At 70.5% G+C, this 18,190-nt stretch carries 18 protein-coding genes; 8 read left to right on the top strand and 10 right to left on the bottom strand.

Annotated features, from left to right (window positions below):
* Window positions 1-41: 41 nt before the first annotated feature.
* Together dapC and fdxA are read right to left on the bottom strand one after the other, a co-directional pair.
* Window positions 42-1,448 (bottom strand): succinyldiaminopimelate transaminase, encoded by a 1,407-nt coding sequence (gene dapC / locus NBW84_RS09120; protein ID WP_445548254.1) that lies wholly within the window; start codon window positions 1,446-1,448, stop codon window positions 42-44.
* Between the two features lie 56 nt (window positions 1,449-1,504).
* The gene (fdxA, locus tag NBW84_RS09115; RefSeq protein ID WP_250283594.1) at window positions 1,505-1,828 is read right to left on the bottom strand and encodes a ferredoxin; all 324 of its coding nucleotides are present in this window, start codon (window positions 1,826-1,828) and stop codon (window positions 1,505-1,507) included.
* A gap of 87 nt (window positions 1,829-1,915) precedes the next feature.
* Here fdxA and NBW84_RS24180 point away from each other — a divergent pair, with 87 nt between their 5' ends.
* Both NBW84_RS24180 and NBW84_RS09110 read left to right on the top strand, forming a co-directional pair.
* Window positions 1,916-2,179 carry a putative acetyltransferase gene (locus NBW84_RS24180; protein ID WP_445548253.1) on the top strand — a complete coding sequence of 88 codons (264 nt, stop codon included), beginning with the start codon at window positions 1,916-1,918 and terminating at the stop codon, window positions 2,177-2,179.
* Entirely contained in the window at window positions 2,176-3,078 is a 903-nt protein-coding gene (locus NBW84_RS09110; protein ID WP_250283593.1) for a transglutaminase family protein, read from the top strand. The genes NBW84_RS24180 and NBW84_RS09110 overlap by 4 nt, the downstream gene beginning before the upstream one ends.
* 191 nt (window positions 3,079-3,269) lie before the next feature.
* Here NBW84_RS09110 and NBW84_RS09105 read toward each other — a convergent pair whose 3' ends face one another.
* From NBW84_RS09105 to NBW84_RS09085, 5 genes are all read right to left on the bottom strand, one after another.
* On the bottom strand, window positions 3,270-3,671 hold the full coding sequence (locus NBW84_RS09105) for a DUF6113 family protein (protein ID WP_445548252.1): 402 nt from the start codon (window positions 3,669-3,671) through the stop codon (window positions 3,270-3,272).
* Between the two features lie 112 nt (window positions 3,672-3,783).
* Complete coding sequence (mshB, locus tag NBW84_RS09100; protein WP_250283590.1) at window positions 3,784-4,716, bottom strand: N-acetyl-1-D-myo-inositol-2-amino-2-deoxy-alpha-D-glucopyranoside deacetylase; 933 nt, start codon at window positions 4,714-4,716, stop codon at window positions 3,784-3,786.
* Between the two features lie 167 nt (window positions 4,717-4,883).
* Window positions 4,884-5,855, bottom strand: a complete 972-nt coding sequence (locus NBW84_RS09095; RefSeq protein WP_250283588.1) for a DUF7065 domain-containing protein — start codon at window positions 5,853-5,855, stop codon at window positions 4,884-4,886.
* A 200-nt stretch (window positions 5,856-6,055) separates the two neighbouring features.
* A complete protein-coding gene (locus tag NBW84_RS09090; RefSeq protein ID WP_250283586.1) occupies window positions 6,056-6,565 on the bottom strand; it encodes a hypothetical protein in 510 nt (169 codons plus the stop codon).
* Window positions 6,566-6,612: 47 nt separating this feature from the next.
* Entirely contained in the window at window positions 6,613-7,833 is a 1,221-nt protein-coding gene (locus NBW84_RS09085; protein WP_250283584.1) for a phosphotransferase family protein, read from the bottom strand.
* Between the two features lie 292 nt (window positions 7,834-8,125).
* Between NBW84_RS09085 and NBW84_RS09080 the strand changes: the two genes are divergently transcribed.
* The 3 genes from NBW84_RS09080 to NBW84_RS09070 all read left to right on the top strand — a co-directional run bounded on the left by NBW84_RS09080 (window position 8,126) and on the right by NBW84_RS09070 (window position 11,640).
* A complete protein-coding gene (locus tag NBW84_RS09080; RefSeq protein WP_250283582.1) occupies window positions 8,126-9,394 on the top strand; it encodes a helix-turn-helix domain-containing protein in 1,269 nt (422 codons plus the stop codon).
* A 377-nt stretch (window positions 9,395-9,771) separates the two neighbouring features.
* Window positions 9,772-11,115, top strand: coding sequence for a DUF3696 domain-containing protein (locus NBW84_RS09075; RefSeq protein ID WP_250283580.1), 1,344 nt, complete (start codon window positions 9,772-9,774; stop codon window positions 11,113-11,115).
* A gap of 147 nt (window positions 11,116-11,262) precedes the next feature.
* On the top strand, window positions 11,263-11,640 hold the full coding sequence (locus tag NBW84_RS09070; protein ID WP_250283578.1) for a hypothetical protein: 378 nt from the start codon (window positions 11,263-11,265) through the stop codon (window positions 11,638-11,640).
* Window positions 11,641-11,691: 51 nt separating this feature from the next.
* On the opposite strand, the gene typA is transcribed toward NBW84_RS09070, so the two are convergent.
* Together typA and NBW84_RS09060 are read right to left on the bottom strand one after the other, a co-directional pair.
* Entirely contained in the window at window positions 11,692-13,533 is a 1,842-nt protein-coding gene (gene typA, locus NBW84_RS09065) for a translational GTPase TypA (RefSeq protein WP_250283576.1), read from the bottom strand.
* Window positions 13,534-13,966: 433 nt separating this feature from the next.
* Complete coding sequence (locus NBW84_RS09060; protein WP_250283609.1) at window positions 13,967-14,398, bottom strand: (deoxy)nucleoside triphosphate pyrophosphohydrolase; 432 nt, start codon at window positions 14,396-14,398, stop codon at window positions 13,967-13,969.
* Window positions 14,399-14,541: 143 nt separating this feature from the next.
* Here NBW84_RS09060 and NBW84_RS09055 point away from each other — a divergent pair, with 143 nt between their 5' ends.
* Window positions 14,542-14,859 (top strand): 4a-hydroxytetrahydrobiopterin dehydratase, encoded by a 318-nt coding sequence (locus NBW84_RS09055; protein WP_250283574.1) that lies wholly within the window; start codon window positions 14,542-14,544, stop codon window positions 14,857-14,859.
* 101 nt (window positions 14,860-14,960) lie between these two features.
* A complete protein-coding gene (locus tag NBW84_RS09050) occupies window positions 14,961-16,652 on the top strand; it encodes a right-handed parallel beta-helix repeat-containing protein (RefSeq protein WP_250283572.1) in 1,692 nt (563 codons plus the stop codon).
* Window positions 16,653-16,667: 15 nt separating this feature from the next.
* On the opposite strand, the gene ychF is transcribed toward NBW84_RS09050, so the two are convergent.
* The gene (gene ychF / locus NBW84_RS09045; protein ID WP_250283570.1) at window positions 16,668-17,744 is read right to left on the bottom strand and encodes a redox-regulated ATPase YchF; all 1,077 of its coding nucleotides are present in this window, start codon (window positions 17,742-17,744) and stop codon (window positions 16,668-16,670) included.
* A 218-nt stretch (window positions 17,745-17,962) separates the two neighbouring features.
* On the opposite strand from ychF, the gene NBW84_RS09040 reads away from it, so the two are divergent.
* The coding region (locus NBW84_RS09040) for a hypothetical protein (RefSeq protein WP_250283569.1) at window positions 17,963-18,190 on the top strand (228 nt) is incomplete at its 3' end.

Below are 18,190 nucleotides of genomic sequence, written 5' to 3'. Positions count from 1 at the left end.
GGTAGGGGTCCCCAAATTGTGCCAAAGGCACAATTTGGGGGTTACCGGATGTCCGGTGGTTCTGTTGTGACCTGGACGCCGTGCCCGCCGTTGCCGTCGTAACCGGCACCGTCATAGGCGGCCTTGTCGTAGGCAGGATTGTCATGGCCGGAGGTGCTGTAGCCGGGGGCGTCGTAGGTGGGCCAGGCCGCGACGGGAAACGCTCCCGTGCCGGTGGAGCCGGGCTGCGGGCCCCGTACCGGCTGGCCCGCAGGCGGACGAGGTGCGGACAGCTGATGGGCCGCCAACGGAGGTGCCGAGGAAGGAGCCGTCACCGGGTGTGCCCCAGTCGTACGGGCATCGGGATGATATCCCCCCACGGACGGCGCGGGAGCCTGCGGCGGCGGCAGCACTGCCATCCGTTCCGGCACGGTGGCGATCTGCGCGTCCGGCCCGGTCAGGGCGATCCGCACGTGCCGACGGCCGACCTCACCGTAGAACGTCCCGGGGGCGACGAGCACACCCACCGTGGCCAGCGCGTCCACGGTGGCCCACGCGTCCTCGCCGCGAGTCGCCCACAGGTAGAGCCCGGCCTCGCTGTGTTCGATCGTGAAACCGGCGACCGCCAGCGCCGCCGCGAGCACGGCCCGGCGGTTGGCGTAACGCGCCCGCTGCTCGGCGACGTGCATGTCGTCGGCCAGGGCGGCCGTCATCGCGGCCTGGACCGGTGTGGGCACCATCGCGCCCGCGTGCCGGCGGACCTCCAGCAGGCCCGCCACCAGCCGGGGATCCCCGGTGACGAACCCGGCCCGGTAGCCGGCGAGGTTCGACCGTTTCGACAGCGAGTGGACGGCGAGCAGCCCCTCGTGCGAGCCGCCGCAGACGTCCGGGTGCAGCACCGAGACGGGACGGGCCTCCCAGCCCAGCTCGATGTAGCACTCGTCGCTGGCGACGACGATGCCGCGCTCCCGCGCCCAGCCGATGACGGCGCGCATCTCGTCCACGGTCAGTACCCGCCCGGACGGGTTGGCCGGGGTGTTCAGCCACACCAGCCCCACGCCGTCCGCCGGGCCCAGGACCGGTTCGCACCGGGCCAGCAGAGCCCCGACCTCGTATGTCGGGTAGGCCGGAGCCGGGATCCAGACCCGGTCCCCCGGGCCGAGCCCGAGCTGGCCGGGCAGCTGCGCGACCAGCTCCTTCGTCCCGATCACCGGCAGCACGGCGGACGGGTCGACGATCACGCCCAGCCGGCGCGCCAGCCAGCCGGCGGCGGCATCCCGCAGCTCGGGCGTGCCGGCGGTCGTCGGATAGCCCGGCGCGTTGGCCGCCGCGGCCAGGGCATGCTGGACGACCAGCGGTGTCGCGTCCACCGGTGTGCCGACGGAGAGGTCGACCAGCCCGTACGGGTGGGCACGGGCCTTCTCCGCGAACGGGGCCAGCGCGTCCCAGGGGAAGTCAGGCAGCCGCACGCGGCGGTGACGGGCCTGCCGAAGCCCGGTGGCCGCGGCAGGCCCCACGGACCCGGTCAGGACTCAGCCTGCGGCGCCAACGCGGCGACGCTGGGCGGGTCGAAGTCGAGCGCCCCCACCTTCGACGCCCCGCCCGGCGAGCCGAGCTCCTCGAAGAACAGGGCGTTCGAGTCCGAGAAGCCCTTCCACTGGTCAGGCACGTCGTCCTCGTAGTAAATGGCCTCCACCGGACAGACGGGCTCGCACGCTCCGCAGTCGACGCACTCGTCAGGCTGGATGTAAAGCATCCGTCCGCCCTCGTAGATGCAGTCGACCGGGCACTCCTCAATGCAGGCCTTGTCCTTCACATCGACGCAAGGCTCCGCGATGACGTAGGTCACCGGTTGTTCCTCCTCGGCTCACGGGCGACTGATTCCCTAGTATCGACCTGAACGGTTCCGTGTCGACACCAAGGGCGTTCGCTTGTCGTGTATGTCGTCCGTATCACTCCTGCTGACACCGGCGCCAGGGTATCGATCCGCCGACGGGCCGCCGGGCCCCTGCCACTGACCGACGTCGTGGGGGAGCTGCTGTCCTGGGCCGATCGCTGCCTGACGATACGCACCAGGGACGGTTCTATCGTGAGAGTCGCCGAAACAGATCTGGTCGCCGGGCGGCGGGTCCCGCCACAGCCGGTACGCCGGTCCAGCTCGGGGCAGGCCGCGGGGCAGACGGAGGCGAACCCGCAATGACTGTACGGACACGACGCCAGTTTGCTGAAACCGTCCGGCAGGAGCCCGTCGATCTCGGGCTGGCCTGCCTGCTGATCGCGGCCGAGGCCGAGGCCGGCCTCGACCCGGCGCGGGAGCTCGCCCAGCTGGACGCGCTGGCCGCGCAGACCGGCCGGCTCGCCGATGCCACCGCTCGGGACCCCGACAGCGCTGGCGGCGCCGGTGGCGCGGCCGCCGGCACGGCGGAAGGGCCGGCCGCCGGCCAGACGCTCGCCGGCCTGGACGTGCGCACCGCCGCCGAGATCCTGCGGCAGTCGCTCGGGGTACGAGGCGGATTCCACGGTGACCCCGCGGACTATGACAGCCTGTCCTCCTCTCTGCTCAGCTCGGTGCTCCGCCGCCGGCGCGGCCTGCCGATCATGCTGTCCGTGGTCTGGGTGGAGGTCGCCCGCCGCCTCGGGATCCCGGCCTATCCCGTCGGGCTGCCCGGACACGTCATCGTCGGTATCGGCTCGCCCGGCCGCAACGTCCTGGTCGACCCGTTCTGCGGCGGCCGGCTGATCACGGTGCACGAGGCCGCGGAACGGGTCCGCTCCACCGGGGCGCCGTTCACCCGCGCGTACCTCGCGCCGATGGGCCCGGTGGACCTGCTGATGCGGGTGCTGGGCAACATCCGGGTCTGGGCGGCCCGGACGGAGGCCACCACGACACGGCTGTGGGCCGTCGAGCTGTCCCTGCTGCTGCCCCACCACCCGGTGCACCTGCGCCGGGAGCGCGGGGAGCTGCGCGTGCGTCTCGGCGACTTCCTGGGCGGCGCCGAGGATCTCACGGCGTTCGCCGACGCGGTCGGGCCGCTGGAGCCGGCCGCCGCGGCGGCCGCCCGCGAGGCCGCGCATGCCGCCCGGGCGCGCCTGAACTGACCCAGCTCCTGAAGCAGGCCCTGGGCTGGCCCCGAGGCTGGCCCAGGGCTGGCCCCGAGCTGGGCTCAACGGGCCCGGAGCCGGGCTCGGCCAACTCCGGGGCGAAGCCCGGGAAGGCGGGAAGCCGGGAAGCCGGGAAGCCGGCGGGGCCGAAGGACCGGCCGTGTCCGGACCGGGCCGGGCCGCGGCGGTCACCGGCCGCGCGGGCCGGGCAGCGGCACGGCGGACAGGCCGCGCGGCGGCAGCCCGATCATCGCCACGACCACCGGCGCGAGCGCGCCGAGGACCATGAACAGGTATCCGGCGGCCTTGGCCTGCAGCAGCAGGTCCCCCTCGGGACGCGCGGCGGCCAGCCACAGCACGACCGGCACCCAGCCGGCCAGCGGGATCACGGCGCCGAGCCGGGTGCCGGTCAGCCAGCGCGCCAGCACCGCCAGGCCCGTGTTCCCGACCACGGCGACGGCGACGCCGACCGACAGCAGCACCCCGCCGGTACGCGGGCCCGCGGGCACGAGGAACACCCCGTAGAGGCCGAGCCCAAGCCCCCCGAAGGCACCGAACGTGTAGGCCGAGCCCAGGAACAGGCGGGACATTTCAAGATCTTCACCGGCCATGTGCCCCCCGCCCGCGCGGCCGCCCCGGCCATCCCGGCCATCCCGGCCATCCCGGCCATGTCCCGCCCCGCTCGCCCGACCGGCTCGGCGATCAGTCACGGACATCGAGATCCACCCCCGCGAACAGGTCGGTCTCCCGCCCGTACGGCCCGGCGCCCGGCCCGCGCCTGCCCCGGGTGAGGACGTAGTGCTCGGTACCCCACGCACGATGGCCGATACCGTCCGCCAGCGCGAAGAAGAAGCCGTCCGTCGTCATCTGGGTGGCGTGCGCCCGCATCGCCGCGACCTTCGCCTCATAGTAGGGATTCGCCTCGATCTCGGTGGTGACGGCCTCGTCCGGCACCGTCATCGGCACGTCCTCGGCCGACTCCACCCCGGCGAGCAGCTCCTGGCCGGTGCCCGCCGAGCGGAAGTAGTCGATCCCGGCCTGGAGCACCGAGCGCGGCATGGCTGTCTCGTACAGTTTCAGCGGCTGCCACGGCGGGCCGGCCTCGGGTGCGAAGCCCGGGTCGGCCGCCGCGTCGAACGCGCGCACGGTGGCCTGATGGGCGCGGATGTGGTCGGGATGCCCGTAGCCGCCGTTCGCGTCGTAGCTGACGAGCACCTGCGGGCGGACCTCCCGGACGATGCCGACGAGCGCGGCGGTGACGACGTCGAGGTCGGCCCGCCACAGGCAGCGGGGGTCGTCGTTGCCCGGGGTCCCCATCATGCCGCTGTCCCGCCAGCGGCCGGCCCCGCCGAGGAAGCGCTGGTCGCTGACGCCGAGCGCCGCGCAGGCCGCGGCCAGCTCCCCCATCCGGTACCCGCCGAGCTGGTCGCCGAGATCCGACCGCAGGTTGGCCAGCCCCGGGACGAGCACCTCGCCCATCTCCCCCAGCGTGCAGGTGACCAGGGTGACCGCGGTGTCCGGCGCCGCCGCGTAGGACGCCATGGTCACGCCCGTACCGATCACCTCGTCATCGGGATGCGCGTGCACGAACACGATCCGCCGCGCCGGCGGCCCGGCCGGACGGCGGGCGGACACCGTATCTCCGGGGAGGCGACTGGCGACGTCCCCGGGAGCGTCCCCCGGGATATCCGCACCGATGGCATTCACATCGACGACCGTACGAGATCGACGACCGCGGGCGGGGCAGGGTGTGTCCAGCTCGATCAGTCGGTGCCGCCAACCGCTGCTGCCAGCCGGCGCCGTCAGCCACCGCCCTGCCCGCTGCCCACAGCCACCTGGCTGCTCCCGTCGGGCTGCCCGGCCGGGCTCGGGACGCTCCATGGCAGCCGGAAACCGCCCTCGCACAGGCCGTAGCCGAGCGTGCCGTCGGCCAGGCGGTACTCCATCATCTGCTCACAGATCACGAACGAGTCCTGGGGCAGCAACCAGCTGAACAGCGGCCGGGCGGTGAAACCGGACGTCCGCCCCTTCTCGTCGGTGAACGCCCAGTCCATTCGCGAGACCTGGAAGGGGCCGGGCGCGTACTCGTTGTGATCGTCGATACGGGTGACGCGCAGCCACTGCCGGCCGTCGTGGAACATCCGCATGTAGGCGTCGGCGCCCCCGGTCGACACGCCGTGGACGCCGGCGAACGCCGTGCCGTCGTCAAAGACCGGCCAGGCGAGACGGTAGTGCCGGACACCGTCCCAGTTACGGACACCAGCGGCGACGTCACGAAACCCGCTGCCGGCGACCTCGGTCCGCCTGCCCCGGACGGTGACCTGCCCGGCGACCGTGCAGGGGCCCTCCAGATGGACCTGGGCCATCTCCCGGGCGAACGAGCCCTCCGCGTCCCGGGTCAGGGCGATGCAGTCGGCAAGCGGGTAGATCGTGTCCCACCGCAGATCGAGGCCGAAGTCGCCTTCGGCGAACGTCACCCGGGTGCTCGACAGCGGGGACAGCGACCGCACGTGCACACCCGCCAGGGTGACGCCCTTCTCCGGGCGGTCGTCGGTGTAGGGCAGGGTGAGGTTCGTGCGGACGAAGACCGGCAGGCCGTCCCGGAAGACGATCAGCCAGTTGTTGGCGTGCCGCTGGTTCTCCAGCAGACCCATCCGGACGAAGCAGCCGATGCGGGTCCGCGGGTCGTAGAAGTTCAGGTAGTAGCTCTGGTTCCACAGAGGCTGGTTGTCGTCCGAGACGACACCCTCGAAGCGTGCGAGATCGGCACTCATGACGTTTCCTTCGGCTCGTACTCCGTCCGCGGAACGGTCATCGACAGGACAGGACCGGGACCGGACAGGACAGGACGCGGACAGCAGGCACGGACGGGACGGCTGGGCCGGTCGGGGCCACGGATCGGCCCAGCGGTCATGGCCGGGACGCCGGGACGCCGGGACGCGTAAGGCCGGCGCCGGGTGACCAGGTGGGGGCTTTATCCGGTGGCAGCGGCCGTCCCGAGGAGGCTGTCGAGGGACGGCAGGCTCGACGGGTCCTGCTCGAACCCCTGGGGCAGGACCCACGCCCGCTCCCGGAGGAGCTGATCGCGGGACATGGTCAGTACCTCGTGCCATACCGCGTCGCGGCAGGGCGCGGCGGCGGCGTCGGCAAAGACGGTGTCGACGACGGCGCCCGCGACGGCCCGTAGCTGGCGGACGGTGTCCACCAGCTCGGCGGGGTCGGCCTTCGCGCGTTCCAGGACGTCTCTGCCGGCCCGCGCGTCCGCGGCGAGACGGGTGATCAGATCCGACGTCCGCGGCCCCCCGCTCGCCACCCCCGCGAGCTGTTCGGCGAAGTCGGTCAGCCGCTGTAGCTCGTCGCGGTCGAACTGGAACTGCAGGGGTAACCGCTCGGCCATCAGCAGGAGGGTGCCGACCACCACCTGGGCCTGTTCCTGGGCCATCTGGTTGGCCGGGTCGACCGCGGGCAGGACAACCTCCGTCATTGCCCTGATAATCGTCCGGAGCTGGGTGTCAGGGCGCACCATCATTGTCAGAAACCTTTCTCGAGAAGCATGCGTATCTCGTCCAGCAACAGACTCCCAATCCCGATCAGCCAGGCTACGAGAACGTCCTGGTGCGTTTTCCCACCGCGAGCGATCCGATATCCCGTCCCGAGCGTCAGGGCAGCGAGGAAGAACGCGTTGTATATCTTGTAGAAATGCAGCCGGCGGGGGTCGACGGTGAGCCCCGACGCCTTCTCGTACGCCTCGTAGAGCTCGTCGGGCGGCAGCAGGCCGCTGGCCAGGAAGGTGGCGCCGTCCTCCGCGAGGTGACCGAAGACGGGGGTGGCCAGGTAGGCGAGGTCCTGGTGGCGGTCGCCGAGCCGGCCGAGTTCCCAGTCCAGCAACGCCGTGATGCGGGCGTCGGCCTCGGTGAACAGGTAGTTCCCCGCCCGGTAGTCGCCGTGGACGACGCAGATGCGGTCGGCCGGCGGCATGTTCTGGCGCATCCAGTGGGCGGCGAGGTTCATCAGGGGCACCTCCTCGCCGCAGTCCTCCTCCCAGACGCGGGCCCACCAGTTCAGGCCCCATTCCACGCTCTGCGTCCCGGCCTGCGGGACGTCAAATGCGCCGAGCTGCGCGCCGCTGAAGTCGAACGTGTGGACGGCGGCGAGGTGCTCGACGAACTGCGAGGCCAGCGGGCCGCGCAACGCGGGCCCGAAGTTGATGCCGAGCCCGCTGACACCGCTGGTCGCCGTCGAGGGCCTGGTCGCCCCCGGCGCGAAACCGTAGATCAGTGCCGGATAGGGCAGGTGGCTGCCGTCCGCGTCGACCCAGTACGCCGGGGGCACCGGCACGACCCCCCGCATGGCCCTGATCAGCTGGAACTCCCGTAATCGGCTGGTCTCGACGATCGACTCGGCCGGTTCCATCCGCAGGACCATCGGTGTCCGGGTGCGGCCGACACCCGGTTCGACCCAGTCGAGGGTGAAGGCCATCTGCACCTTCGACGCGCCGCCGGTCAGCCAGCGGGTGTCGAGGACGGTGAAGGGCTCGTCGAGTTCGTCGTGCAGCAGCGCCTCCACACCGGCCCGCAGCGTGGCCAGGGACTGCGGCGCATAACCCGGGCCGGCGCGTCGCCCGAGCCGACGGGTGAGAATCGCGTCGATCTCCCTCTCGGTGGTGTAGCGGCCACGCAGATCTTCGATCCAGGCCGGCTGGGGCGCGTTTTTGTCATGGCCCCGGGGTAGGATTTTTTCAGCGGTCAGCATGCGGGCCCCCGCATCGTCGGGTATGTGTTCCCACGCGGCGGGAAAGGTTTTCACCTGCTTCGGCCGCGCCGGTTTTCCTGTTGGCAGGAATTGTGGCGGAGCACGATCGGTGCGCCAATATCCGGCACTGGCAAGGCTGCGGGACGGGCGTCACCCGGACCGCCAGCGACGACCGGCGGTATCCCGCGGCGCGGGGGTGGGCTGTCCCGAACGGAGCAGGGGAGCCGGCAGAAGGGACAAGCTTGATGTGACGTACACCACTTCTCACCGGAGAAACTGTTACGCTCGGCCGATGCCCGGGAAGCGCGACACGGAGCCCGCGTTAGACGCTCCGAAACCGGCCGAGTACGCATCCGCCACGGAAGCGATCCAGCGCTGCGCACACGAACTGCTGCTGCGCTCCACCGAGATCGCCGCCGAGATCACCGAACAGGTTCTCGCCGGCCAGCCGACCCTGGTACCGAACCGGACGCCGGCGGCCGTCGACGCGGTGCGCGAGAGCACCGACCAGAACGTCGGTGCGATCTTCTCCACGCTGGCCTTCGGCATCCCGGCCACGGCGATCGAGCCGCCCCTGGGCGCCCGCAACCTGCTGCGCCACTCGATTCTCGGCGGCGGGGACGTCACCGACCTGCTGCGCGCCTACCACTACGGCCACGGGCTGCTCTGGCAGATGTGGAGCGCCCACGTCGGCGAACGGGTGGCCGACCTCGACCTGCTGCGCGAGGTCCTGTCGCTGTCCTCCCAGCACATCTTCACGTTCGTCGACCACTCCTGCGCGCACCTGGTCGACGAGTACCACGCCGAGTTCGGCGGGCACGTCCCGCGTGTCTTCCAGCACCGCGCGCCCAGCGACCTCATCTGTGAGCTCGTCGCCGACGACCCGGTGGACGAGATCGCGGTGAGCTCACTGCTCCGCTACGACGTGCGGGCCCATCACGTGGCAATGGTGCTCGCGCCGACCGGCGCCGGTGGCGACGTCCGGCGCGCGCTGGACGACCTGGGCGCCGCGGCCGCGTCAGCGGTGCTCACGCTGCCGGTGGGCGACGGCACGTGGTGGGCCTGGTTCGGCTGGCCGGCCCGGCCGGACGAGGACACCCTGGCCAGGATCGCGGCTACTCCGCTGGTCGGAACGCTCGGCGGCATGGGATCCGTGGGACGGGGCCGGGCCGGGTTCCGCCGGTCCCACTACCAGGCCCGCGATGCCGAGCGCGTCGCACGGCTGAGCGGGCAGGCCGGCGCCGGCGTGGTCCGGCACCGTGACGTCGAACTCGCCGCGCTGCTGTGCGCCGACCCCGGGCGCGCCCAGCGGCTCGCGGACGAACGTCTCGGCGCCCTCGGCCGCCGCAACGAGGACTGCCGGCGGCTGCGCGAAACGCTGCTGACGTTCCTTTCCCAGGGATGCAGCAGAACACGCACCGCCCGGCTGCTGCACGTGCACCACAAGACGGTCAGCTACCGGCTCGCACAGGCCAAGGAACTGCTGGGCAGACCGCTGTCCGAGGACATCCTCGAGCTCGGCGCGGCCCTCCTCATCGAACACACCCTCCACAGCGGCTGACGCTTTGACTGATATTTCGATATTGTCCGCTTTGATCCCTATATATCATGATGTGCTATGATTAATTATGATTTGGTGCACGCCAGCGCGTTCCCCCGGCGTGGCACGGCCTCCTGGCGACTGCGGTTTCCCGCTGCCGTCCGGGTACCGTCGCGGACACGGCATGTTGTACGGCACGGTCAGCCACGGCCAAGTGGAGATCAGCCGGTCGGGAAAGCAGCATGACGACCGAACCGACCTAGCCCGCAGGCCCGACCGCCGTGGCACCGCCCCGGGGACCGGCGCCCCACGTTGCCATGGTCTGCCACGCACGACGCACATCGGAGCCGGTGCTCACGCTCTGTCAGAATAGACGGAGATCCTCGAAGGAGGGAACCATGTTGACCGGCCTGCGCATACAGAATTTCAAGAGCTGGCGGGACTCCGGTGCCATCAGACTCGCCCCGGTCACCGTGTTGTTCGGGGCGAACAGCTCCGGAAAGACCAGCCTGATCCAACTCCTGCTGCTACTCAGACAGAGCGCGGCCAACACCGACCGCCGGCGCGTTCTCGACCTCGGTGACGCAAACTCCCTCGTCGAACTGGGCACCTTCAACGATCTTGTTCACAACCACCGGGCAGCCGACAGCCTGTCGTTCACCATCAGTTGGACCGGCGAAAGAACCGACCTCCTCGAAGGCTTCATCCTCCTGGACGACTACTATGCCCCACTGCACTTCGACGCGAAGATCATACAGGCCCCCGACGGACCACTTGCCGTCGACAACTTCGGCTACTCGATCGCGAACGAGTATTTCTCGGTGAATCGGAACGGACCGGACTCCTACCGCCTGCACAGCGTCAGCCACAGCGAAAGACACAATCTCGGAGTTCCGACAAGATTCTATGGATTCCCGGAACTCGACGATATCCCACCCACCGAGATAAACGCACTCGGCGGTCTGGAATACGAGTTCGAACGAGCCCTGGCCAAGATCTCATACGTCGGCCCGATGCGGGAGAACCCGAGAAGAAGCTACCTGTGGACGGGCACCGTCCCGTCCGATGTCGGGAAGAAGGGCGAGCGGGCGGTCGAGGCGCTGCTGGCCGCACAGATAACCGCCGGCTCCGTCTCGGGCCCGGTGCGGGACGGCAGCGGCGCGTCCCTACCGGAACAGGTCGGGCGCTGGCTGCGGGACATGAAGGTCATCCATTCGTTCGAACTGCGGGAGCTCGTCGCGGGACGGCGGATATTCGAGCTGGTGGTGCGGACACGGCCTGACTCCCCCGAGGTACTGCTGACCGACGTCGGATTCGGTGTCTCCCAGATCCTCCCCGTGCTCGTCCAGTCGTATTATGCCGAGAGAAGCGGCACGGTCATCTTCGAGCAGCCCGAGATCCACCTGCATCCGAGCGTCCAGTCACAGCTGGCCGACGTTTTCATCGACGCCGCGCGGACGCAGGGCGTTCAGTTCCTGATCGAAAGCCACAGCGAACATCTGCTACGGCGGTTGCAGCGTCGCCTTGCCGAGGGAGTCGTGACCGCTGGCGACGTAGCGCTCTACTTCGTGGAGTACGGCCCGGACGGATCAGTGCTACGAGAGCTGGAGCTGGACGAGACCGGCAATATCAGGAACTGGCCCGACGGATTCTTCGGGGACGACTTCAGCGACATCGCGACGGTCGCGCGCCTGTCTGCCGAGCATCGGCTGCGCACAGCCCGCGGAGGCACGGATGCCTGACCACGACCCGGCGTCTGGCAGCCGACGCCGGAACATGTCGTCGGCACGGGCGTCGCCATCGTGGCCAACGGCCGTGACGAATGGCCGGCGGAATGCGAGCTGGCCTGCATCGGCCTGTTACAGGACCTGGTCGCCCACGGCGGAATCGTGCTGGACACGCTCGGTCTCATCACAGCTGAATATGCCAGGCATCTGAACTTCTCCGGCCAGCCCGGCATCGGCGACGCCTTCTTTCGCTGGGCGCAGAACAACCAGTACAACGAGGCATGCTGCAGCCGGGTCGAGATCACACCGGACGCCGAAGGAAATTTTCTGGAATTCCCGGACGACGCCGCTCTCGCCGACTTCGATCCGTCCGACCGCAAGTTCGTGGCGACAGCCGCCGCACACGGCGGAGCTCGTATCGCGGTCGGCACGGACAGCGACTGGTGGCACCATCGGGATGCCCTCACGGCGGCCGGCATCCCGATAGCGTTCCTGTGCGAGAAATACTTCCGGGAAAAATATCGAAACGGCCGACGATAGCGGGCCCTGGCAACGGCCGGCCTCGGTCCGGGGCTGCCGCGGCCGTCGGGGTCAGTTGGCGCGGCGGCGGGAGCGGAGCTTCTCCCGCTCGGCCGCGGTCAGCGCGACCTTGCGCAGCCGGACCGGGCCGGGGGTGACCTCGACGCACTCGTCCTCGCGGCAGAACTCCAGCGCCTGCTCGAGGGAGAGCTGCCGGTGCGGGGTCAGCCGCACCAGTTCGTCCCCGGTGGACGAACGCATGTTGGTCAGCTTCTTCTCCTTGGTGGGGTTGACGTCCATGTCGTCCGCGCGGGAGTTCTCCCCGACGATCATGCCCTCGTAGACGTCGGTGGTTGGCCCGATGAACAGGGTGCCGCGCTCCCCCAGGTTGTACAGGGCGTAGGCGGTCGCCACGCCGGCGCGGTCGGCCACCATCGACCCCGTCGCCCGGGTGCGCAACTCGCCGAACCACGGCTCGTAGGAGTCGAAGACGTGGTGCATGAGCCCGGTGCCGCGGGTCTCGGTCAGGAACTCGGTGCGGAAGCCGATCAGCCCCCGGGCCGGCACCCGGTATTCCATCCGGATCCAGCCGGTGCCGTGGTTGATCATCTGCTCGAGGCGTCCCTTGCGGACCGCCAGCAGCTGGGTGAGCGTCCCGAGGTACTCGTCGGGAGCGTCGATGGTGAGCCGCTCGACCGGTTCGTGCCGCTTGCCGTCGATCTCCCTGGTGACGACCTGCGGCTTGCCGACGGTCAGCTCGAAGCCCTCCCGGCGCATCAGCTCCACCAGGATCGCCAGCGCCAGCTCGCCGCGGCCCTGGACCTCCCAGGTGTCCGGCCGCTGCGTCGGCAGCACCCGGATGGAGACGTTGCCGACCAGCTCGGCGTCCAGCCGGTTGCGCAGCAGCCGCGCGGTCAACTTCGTGCCGGACCTGCCGGCGAGCGGGGAGGTGTTGATGCCGATCGTCATGCTGATCGACGGCTCGTCCACGGTGATGACGGGCAGCGGCCGGGGGTCGTCCGGGTCGGCCAGCGTCTCGCCGATCATGATGTCGGGGATGCCGGCGACGGCGATGATGTCGCCGGGCCCCGCCTGCTCGCCCGGCACCCGCTCCAGCGCCTTCGTGACCAGCAGCTCGGTGATCTTTACCCGGTCGACGCGGCCGTCGGCGCGGCACAGCGCGGTGGTCTGCCCGCGCCGCAGCGTCCCGTTGTGGATGCGGCACAGCGCCAGCCGCCCGAGGTAGGGCGACGCGTCGAGGTTGGTGACCAGCGCCTGCAGGGGCGCCTCGGGGTCGTAGACCGGCGCCGGGATGGTGGTCAACAGCACGTCGAACAACGGCTTGAGGTCGGGCGAGTCGGGGTTGCCGCCGTCGGCGGGGCGGTCGAGCGAGGCCCGGCCGGCCTTGGCGTTGCAGTAGACGATCGGGAAGTCGATCTGGGTCTCGTCCGCGTCCAGGTCGAGGAAGAGCTCGTAGGTGGCGTCGACGACCTCCGCGATCCGGGCGTCGGAGCGGTCCACCTTGTTGATGACCAGGATGACCGGCTGCCGGGCCTCCAGCGCCTTGCGCAGGACGAACCGGGTCTGCGGCAGCGGCCCCTCGCTCGCGTCGACGAGCAGCACGACCCCGTCCACCATGGACAGGCCGCGTTCGACCTCGCCGCCGAAGTCCGCGTGGCCCGGCGTGTCCACGATGTTGATCGTGACGTCGCCGTACTGGACCGCGGTGTTCTTGGCGAGGATCGTGATGCCCTTCTCGCGCTCGAGGTCCATCGAGTCCATCACCCGGTCGGTGGCCTCGGAGTGCTCGCCGAAGGCACCGGACTGCCGCAGCATCGCGTCGACGAGCGTCGTCTTGCCGTGGTCGACATGGGCGATGATCGCAACATTACGCAGATCGGCACGGACAGACACGGTGACAGGCTCCGGTGGGGACGTGGGGCGGCCGCCCCTGGACTAGTGATGCCGGACAACGGTGATGCCGGCCAGCGGTCGCGCCGACCCGTCAGGTGGGACGCACCGTCCTACCTGACGGGACACGCCGCGCGCCAGGCGGGAGCGTCTGGAAGACCGTCGTATCCGGACCCGGCCCGCGAGTGTCCACCATCATGGTACGGATACCGGCGACCTGACGGTCGATGGCAACAGAAAGTGTAATCATCGAAACTATCCGTTGACTTTAGCAGCCCGCCGCCGGCCCAGCGCCGGCCCGGACAGGGCCCCGGCCAGATGCCGGATCCGATGCCGGACCAGCCAGACACCGGACCAGCCAGACACCGGACCAGCCAGACACCGGACCAGCCAGACACCGGACCAGGCAGGCACCGGACCAGGCACCGAAGCCGGGTCAGATGCCGGACCGGGTGTCCGGCGACGTCGCGCCCAGGCGCCGGCGAAGATCTTCGATGAGCGGCGCGTCCGGGGCCAGCCAGGGGACGTCGTCGAGCTCGTCCCGCGCGAGCCAGCGGTGCGCCGAATGCGTGATCAGCCTGGGCTCGCCCGTGACGATCCGCCCGAAACGCACCCGCAGCACCCAGCCGTCCGCCGGCAGTGGCACCTCGCCGAGGAGCGCGCCGACCTCGATGTCGACCCCGAGCTCCTCCCGGCACTCGCGGACGAGAGCGGCGGCCTCGTCCTCACCGGGCTCGACCTTGCCGCCGGGGAACTCCCAGCCGCCTGCGAGCGCGGACGGACCTCGCCTACAGCATGCCAGCACCCGCCCCTGAACATCAACAAGTGCCGCTGCCACCACCACGCGCGGGATGCCGGACGACTTCATAACGAACGACACTGTAACGAGCGGGCTCCGTAACGAGCAGGCTCTGCCTGCCACGAAGAGGACGCACAGCAGACACAGCGGACGCACGGCACGGGCGGCCACCATCCGACGGCCGCCCGGCCGGACCAGACGGAGGTTCCTCCATGCCCACCAAGCTGGACGCACACCGCGTGGCCGACGCCCTTAGCGCGCTGCCGGGGTGGAGCGGCGACACATCGACGATCGTCCGCAGGGTCGCCATGGACGAGGAGACCGCCAGCGAGGCGGTCAGGAAGATCTCGACTGTCGCGAACGAGATGAACCATCACCCCGTTATTGATCAGGTGCCCGGAATGACGATCTTCACAGTCTGGACCCACTCACAAGGGGGTGTCACCGACCTCGACATCGCCCTGGCGTCCCGGATCTCCGACATCCTGCGCCAGCACGGCATCGCGGACCCGAGCGACGCCGGCACATGACCTGCCCCACCCGCAATCAACTACCCTCCGTCCAGTAATGATCACATAGAGTACACAATGAGTTGTTGAATCGTTGGCCGGAGAACTGTCGGGGAGCACGGGTGGCGGGTCGATCGGATGGTGAGCCAGCGGCCTTCCTGAGCTACGCACACGACGACGACGAGCACGACAGCGGCCTGATCACAGCGTTCCGGCGGCGGCTCGAGGGCGAGCTGCGCGCGCAGACCGGGCGCCGCGAGCTACAGATCTTCCAGGACCGGGACGACATCGCCTGGGGCCAGGCCTGGGAGGAACGAATCAACCGCTCCCTGGACGCGGTCACGTTCTTCATACCGATCGTGACCCCGGCGTTCGTGGCCAGCCCGCAGTGCCAGCGGGAGCTGGCCCGTTTCGTCGACCGGGAACGCCAGCTCGACCGTACCGACCTGATCCTACCGGTGTACTGGATCAGCGTCCCGGAGCTGGAAACACCGGGACGGGCCGCCGGCGACGCCCTGCTCACCGCGCTGGCCGCCCGGCAGTACACCGACTGGCGGGAACGCCGCTTCCACGACCTGTCGAGCCCGGGCAGCCGCCGGGCGACAGCCGTGCTGGCCCGCCGCATCCGCGACGCGCTCGCCGTAGGCGCGCCGGCGCCCGGGAGGAGCTTCCCCGGCACGCCCGGCGACGGCGCGGCGGGTCACCGCGCCGGGCGTCCGGTGCGGGCGCACCCGGTAGAGGTACACGTGGTCGACGCGCTGGGCCGGGGGGACTTCTCCACCGTGGACGCGGCGGTCCGCGCCGCCCGGCCCGGCGACCGGATCGTGATCCGCCCCGGGCTCTACCCCGGGCCGCTCATCCTCGACAAGCCGCTGGAGATCGTCGGGGACGGGCCGGTCGAGGAGATCACCGTGGTGGCCGGCGCGGGCAGCGTGGTGGTGTTCACCGCGGCGAACGGGTCGGTGCGCGGGCTGACGCTGCGGGCGACCGGGCAGCCGGGCGAGGCGCCGGTGGTCGACATCCGCACCGGCCGGCTCGTCCTGGACGGCTGCGACATCAGCGGGAGCGCGTCCGCCGGCGTGGCCGTCCACGGCGACGCCGACCCCCACGTCCACCGCTGCCGTGTCCACTACGTGTCCGGCCGCGGCGTGCACGTCCACGGCAAGGGCGCCGGGCTGTTCGAGGACAACGACATCACCGACAACGTCCGGTCCAACATCGTGGTGGCCTCGGGCGGGAATCCGAGAGTGCGCGGCAACCGCATCGCCAACTCCCAGCGAAGCGGCGTCTTCGTCCACGACAACGGCGCCGGGCTGTTCGAGGACAACGACATCACCGGCAACGCCCGGTCCAACATCACCGTGGAGTCCGGCGGGAACCCGACGGTCCGCCGCAACCGCATCACCAGTTCCCGGCGAAGCGGCGTGTTCGTCCACGACAACGGCGCCGGGCTGTTCGAGGACAACGACATCACCGGCAACACCTGGCCCAACGTCACCGTGGCGTCGGGCGGGAACCCGACGGTCCGTGGCAACCGCATCACCAGCTCCCAGAACGCCGGCGTGCACGTCTACGACAACGGCGCCGGGCTGTTCGAGGACAACGACATCACCGGCAACACCCGGTCCAACATCGCTGTGGAGTCCGGCGGGAACCCGACGGTCCGCCGCAACCGCATCACCAACTCCCAGGAACACGGCGTGTTCGTCTACGACAACGGTGCCGGGCGCTTCGAGGACAACGACATCACCGGCAACCGGAAATCCGCCTGGGACGTCTGGGGCGCCGACCGGAAACGGCTGATCCGCCACTGACCGGCGGAGGCGGGGCTACACGTTGAAACGGAACTCGACAACGTCGCCGTCGGCCATGACGTAGTCCTTGCCCTCGACGCGGACGCGGCCGGCGGCGCGGGCGGCGGCCATCGAGCCCGCCGCCGTCAGGTCGTCGAAGGAGACCACCTCGGCCTTGATGAAGCCGCGCTGGAAGTCGGTGTGGATGACGCCCGCGGCCTCCGGTGCGGTCGCGCCGGCCTTGATCGTCCAGGCCCGCGCCTCCTTCGGCCCGGCTGTCAGGTAGGTCTGCAGGCCCAGCGTGTGGAAGCCGGTCCGGGCCAGCTGCGCCAGGCCGCTCTCGGACTGCCCGAGGGAGGCCAGCAGCTCGGCGGCGTCCTCGTCGGGGAGCTCGGTGAGCTCGGCCTCGACCTTCGCGCACAGCACCACCGCGTCGGCGGGGGCGACCAGCGCGGCGAGCTCCTTGCGCCGGCCCTCGTCAGCGAGGGCGTCCTCGTCGACGTTGAACACGTACAGGAACGGCTTGGCCGTCAGCAGGAACAGCTCCCGCAGCGCCGCCGTGTCCACACCCGGTTCGGACGAGAGGGTGCGGCCGGCGTCGAGCACCTCGCGGGCGTGCTTCATGGCGGCGAGCAGGCCCTGCTTGCCCTTGTCGGCCCGGGCTTCCTTCTCCAGTCTGGGCAGGCGCGCGTCGATGGTCTGCAGGTCGGCGAGGACGAGCTCGGTGTTGATGGTGGCGATGTCGTCGGCGGGGTCGACCCGGCCGTCCACGTGGACGACGTCCGGGTCGGAGAAGACCCGGACGACCTGGCAGACCACGTCCGACTCGCGGATGTTGGCCAGGAACCTGTTGCCGAGCCCCTGCCCCTCGGAGGCGCCGCGGACCAGGCCGGCGATGTCGACGAAGCTCACCGTCGCCGGCACCGTGCGGGCGCTGTGGAAGACCTCGGCGAGCCGGTCGAGCCGGGGGTCGGGAACCCCGACGACGCCGACATTCGGCTCGATGGTGGCGAACGGGTAGTTCGCGGCCAGCACGTCGTTGCGGGTCAGCGCGTTGAACAAGGTCGACTTGCCGACGTTGGGTAGTCCGACGATCCCGATCGACAGGCCCATGGGGCCGCAGTCTACGGTGCCGGCCGCGTCGCCTGCCGGCCGCCGGCCGCCGGTGGCCATCGGCCACGGGCCGCCGCACCGAACAGGGCCGCGCCCGCCGGGCCCGGAACCCGCCGCCCGTCCTGTGCCGTTGCGTGCCGCCGGCTTCCATCCCGTGCCGCCGGAGGGCAACATCGAGGAGGTGTAGCCGCTGGTGGCATGGCGGGAGGGTGAGGCCCATGAAACTCGTCCTGGGTGAGAGCGGCAGAGGTGGGGCCCACAAGACCTACGGTGCCTGTGAGGACGGCAGGGCCGGCCTGGCCGGTAGGACCGGTGGAGCCGGTAGGACCGGTGGAGCCGGTAGGACCGGTGGAGCCGGCGGGGGTGGCGGGGCCGGGAGAGCGGCCGCGCGGGCGTTGGCCGTCCTCGCGGCCGCGGTGGCGTGCGCGGCCTGCGCCGGCGCGGAC

The sequence above is a fragment of the Protofrankia sp. CiP1_Cm_nod2 genome (assembly GCF_920664355.1).
GTDB lineage: Bacteria > Actinomycetota > Actinomycetes > Frankiales > Frankiaceae > Protofrankia.
Note: the sequence above shows the minus strand (reverse complement) of the source record. Positions and strands in the feature narration are given on the sequence as shown.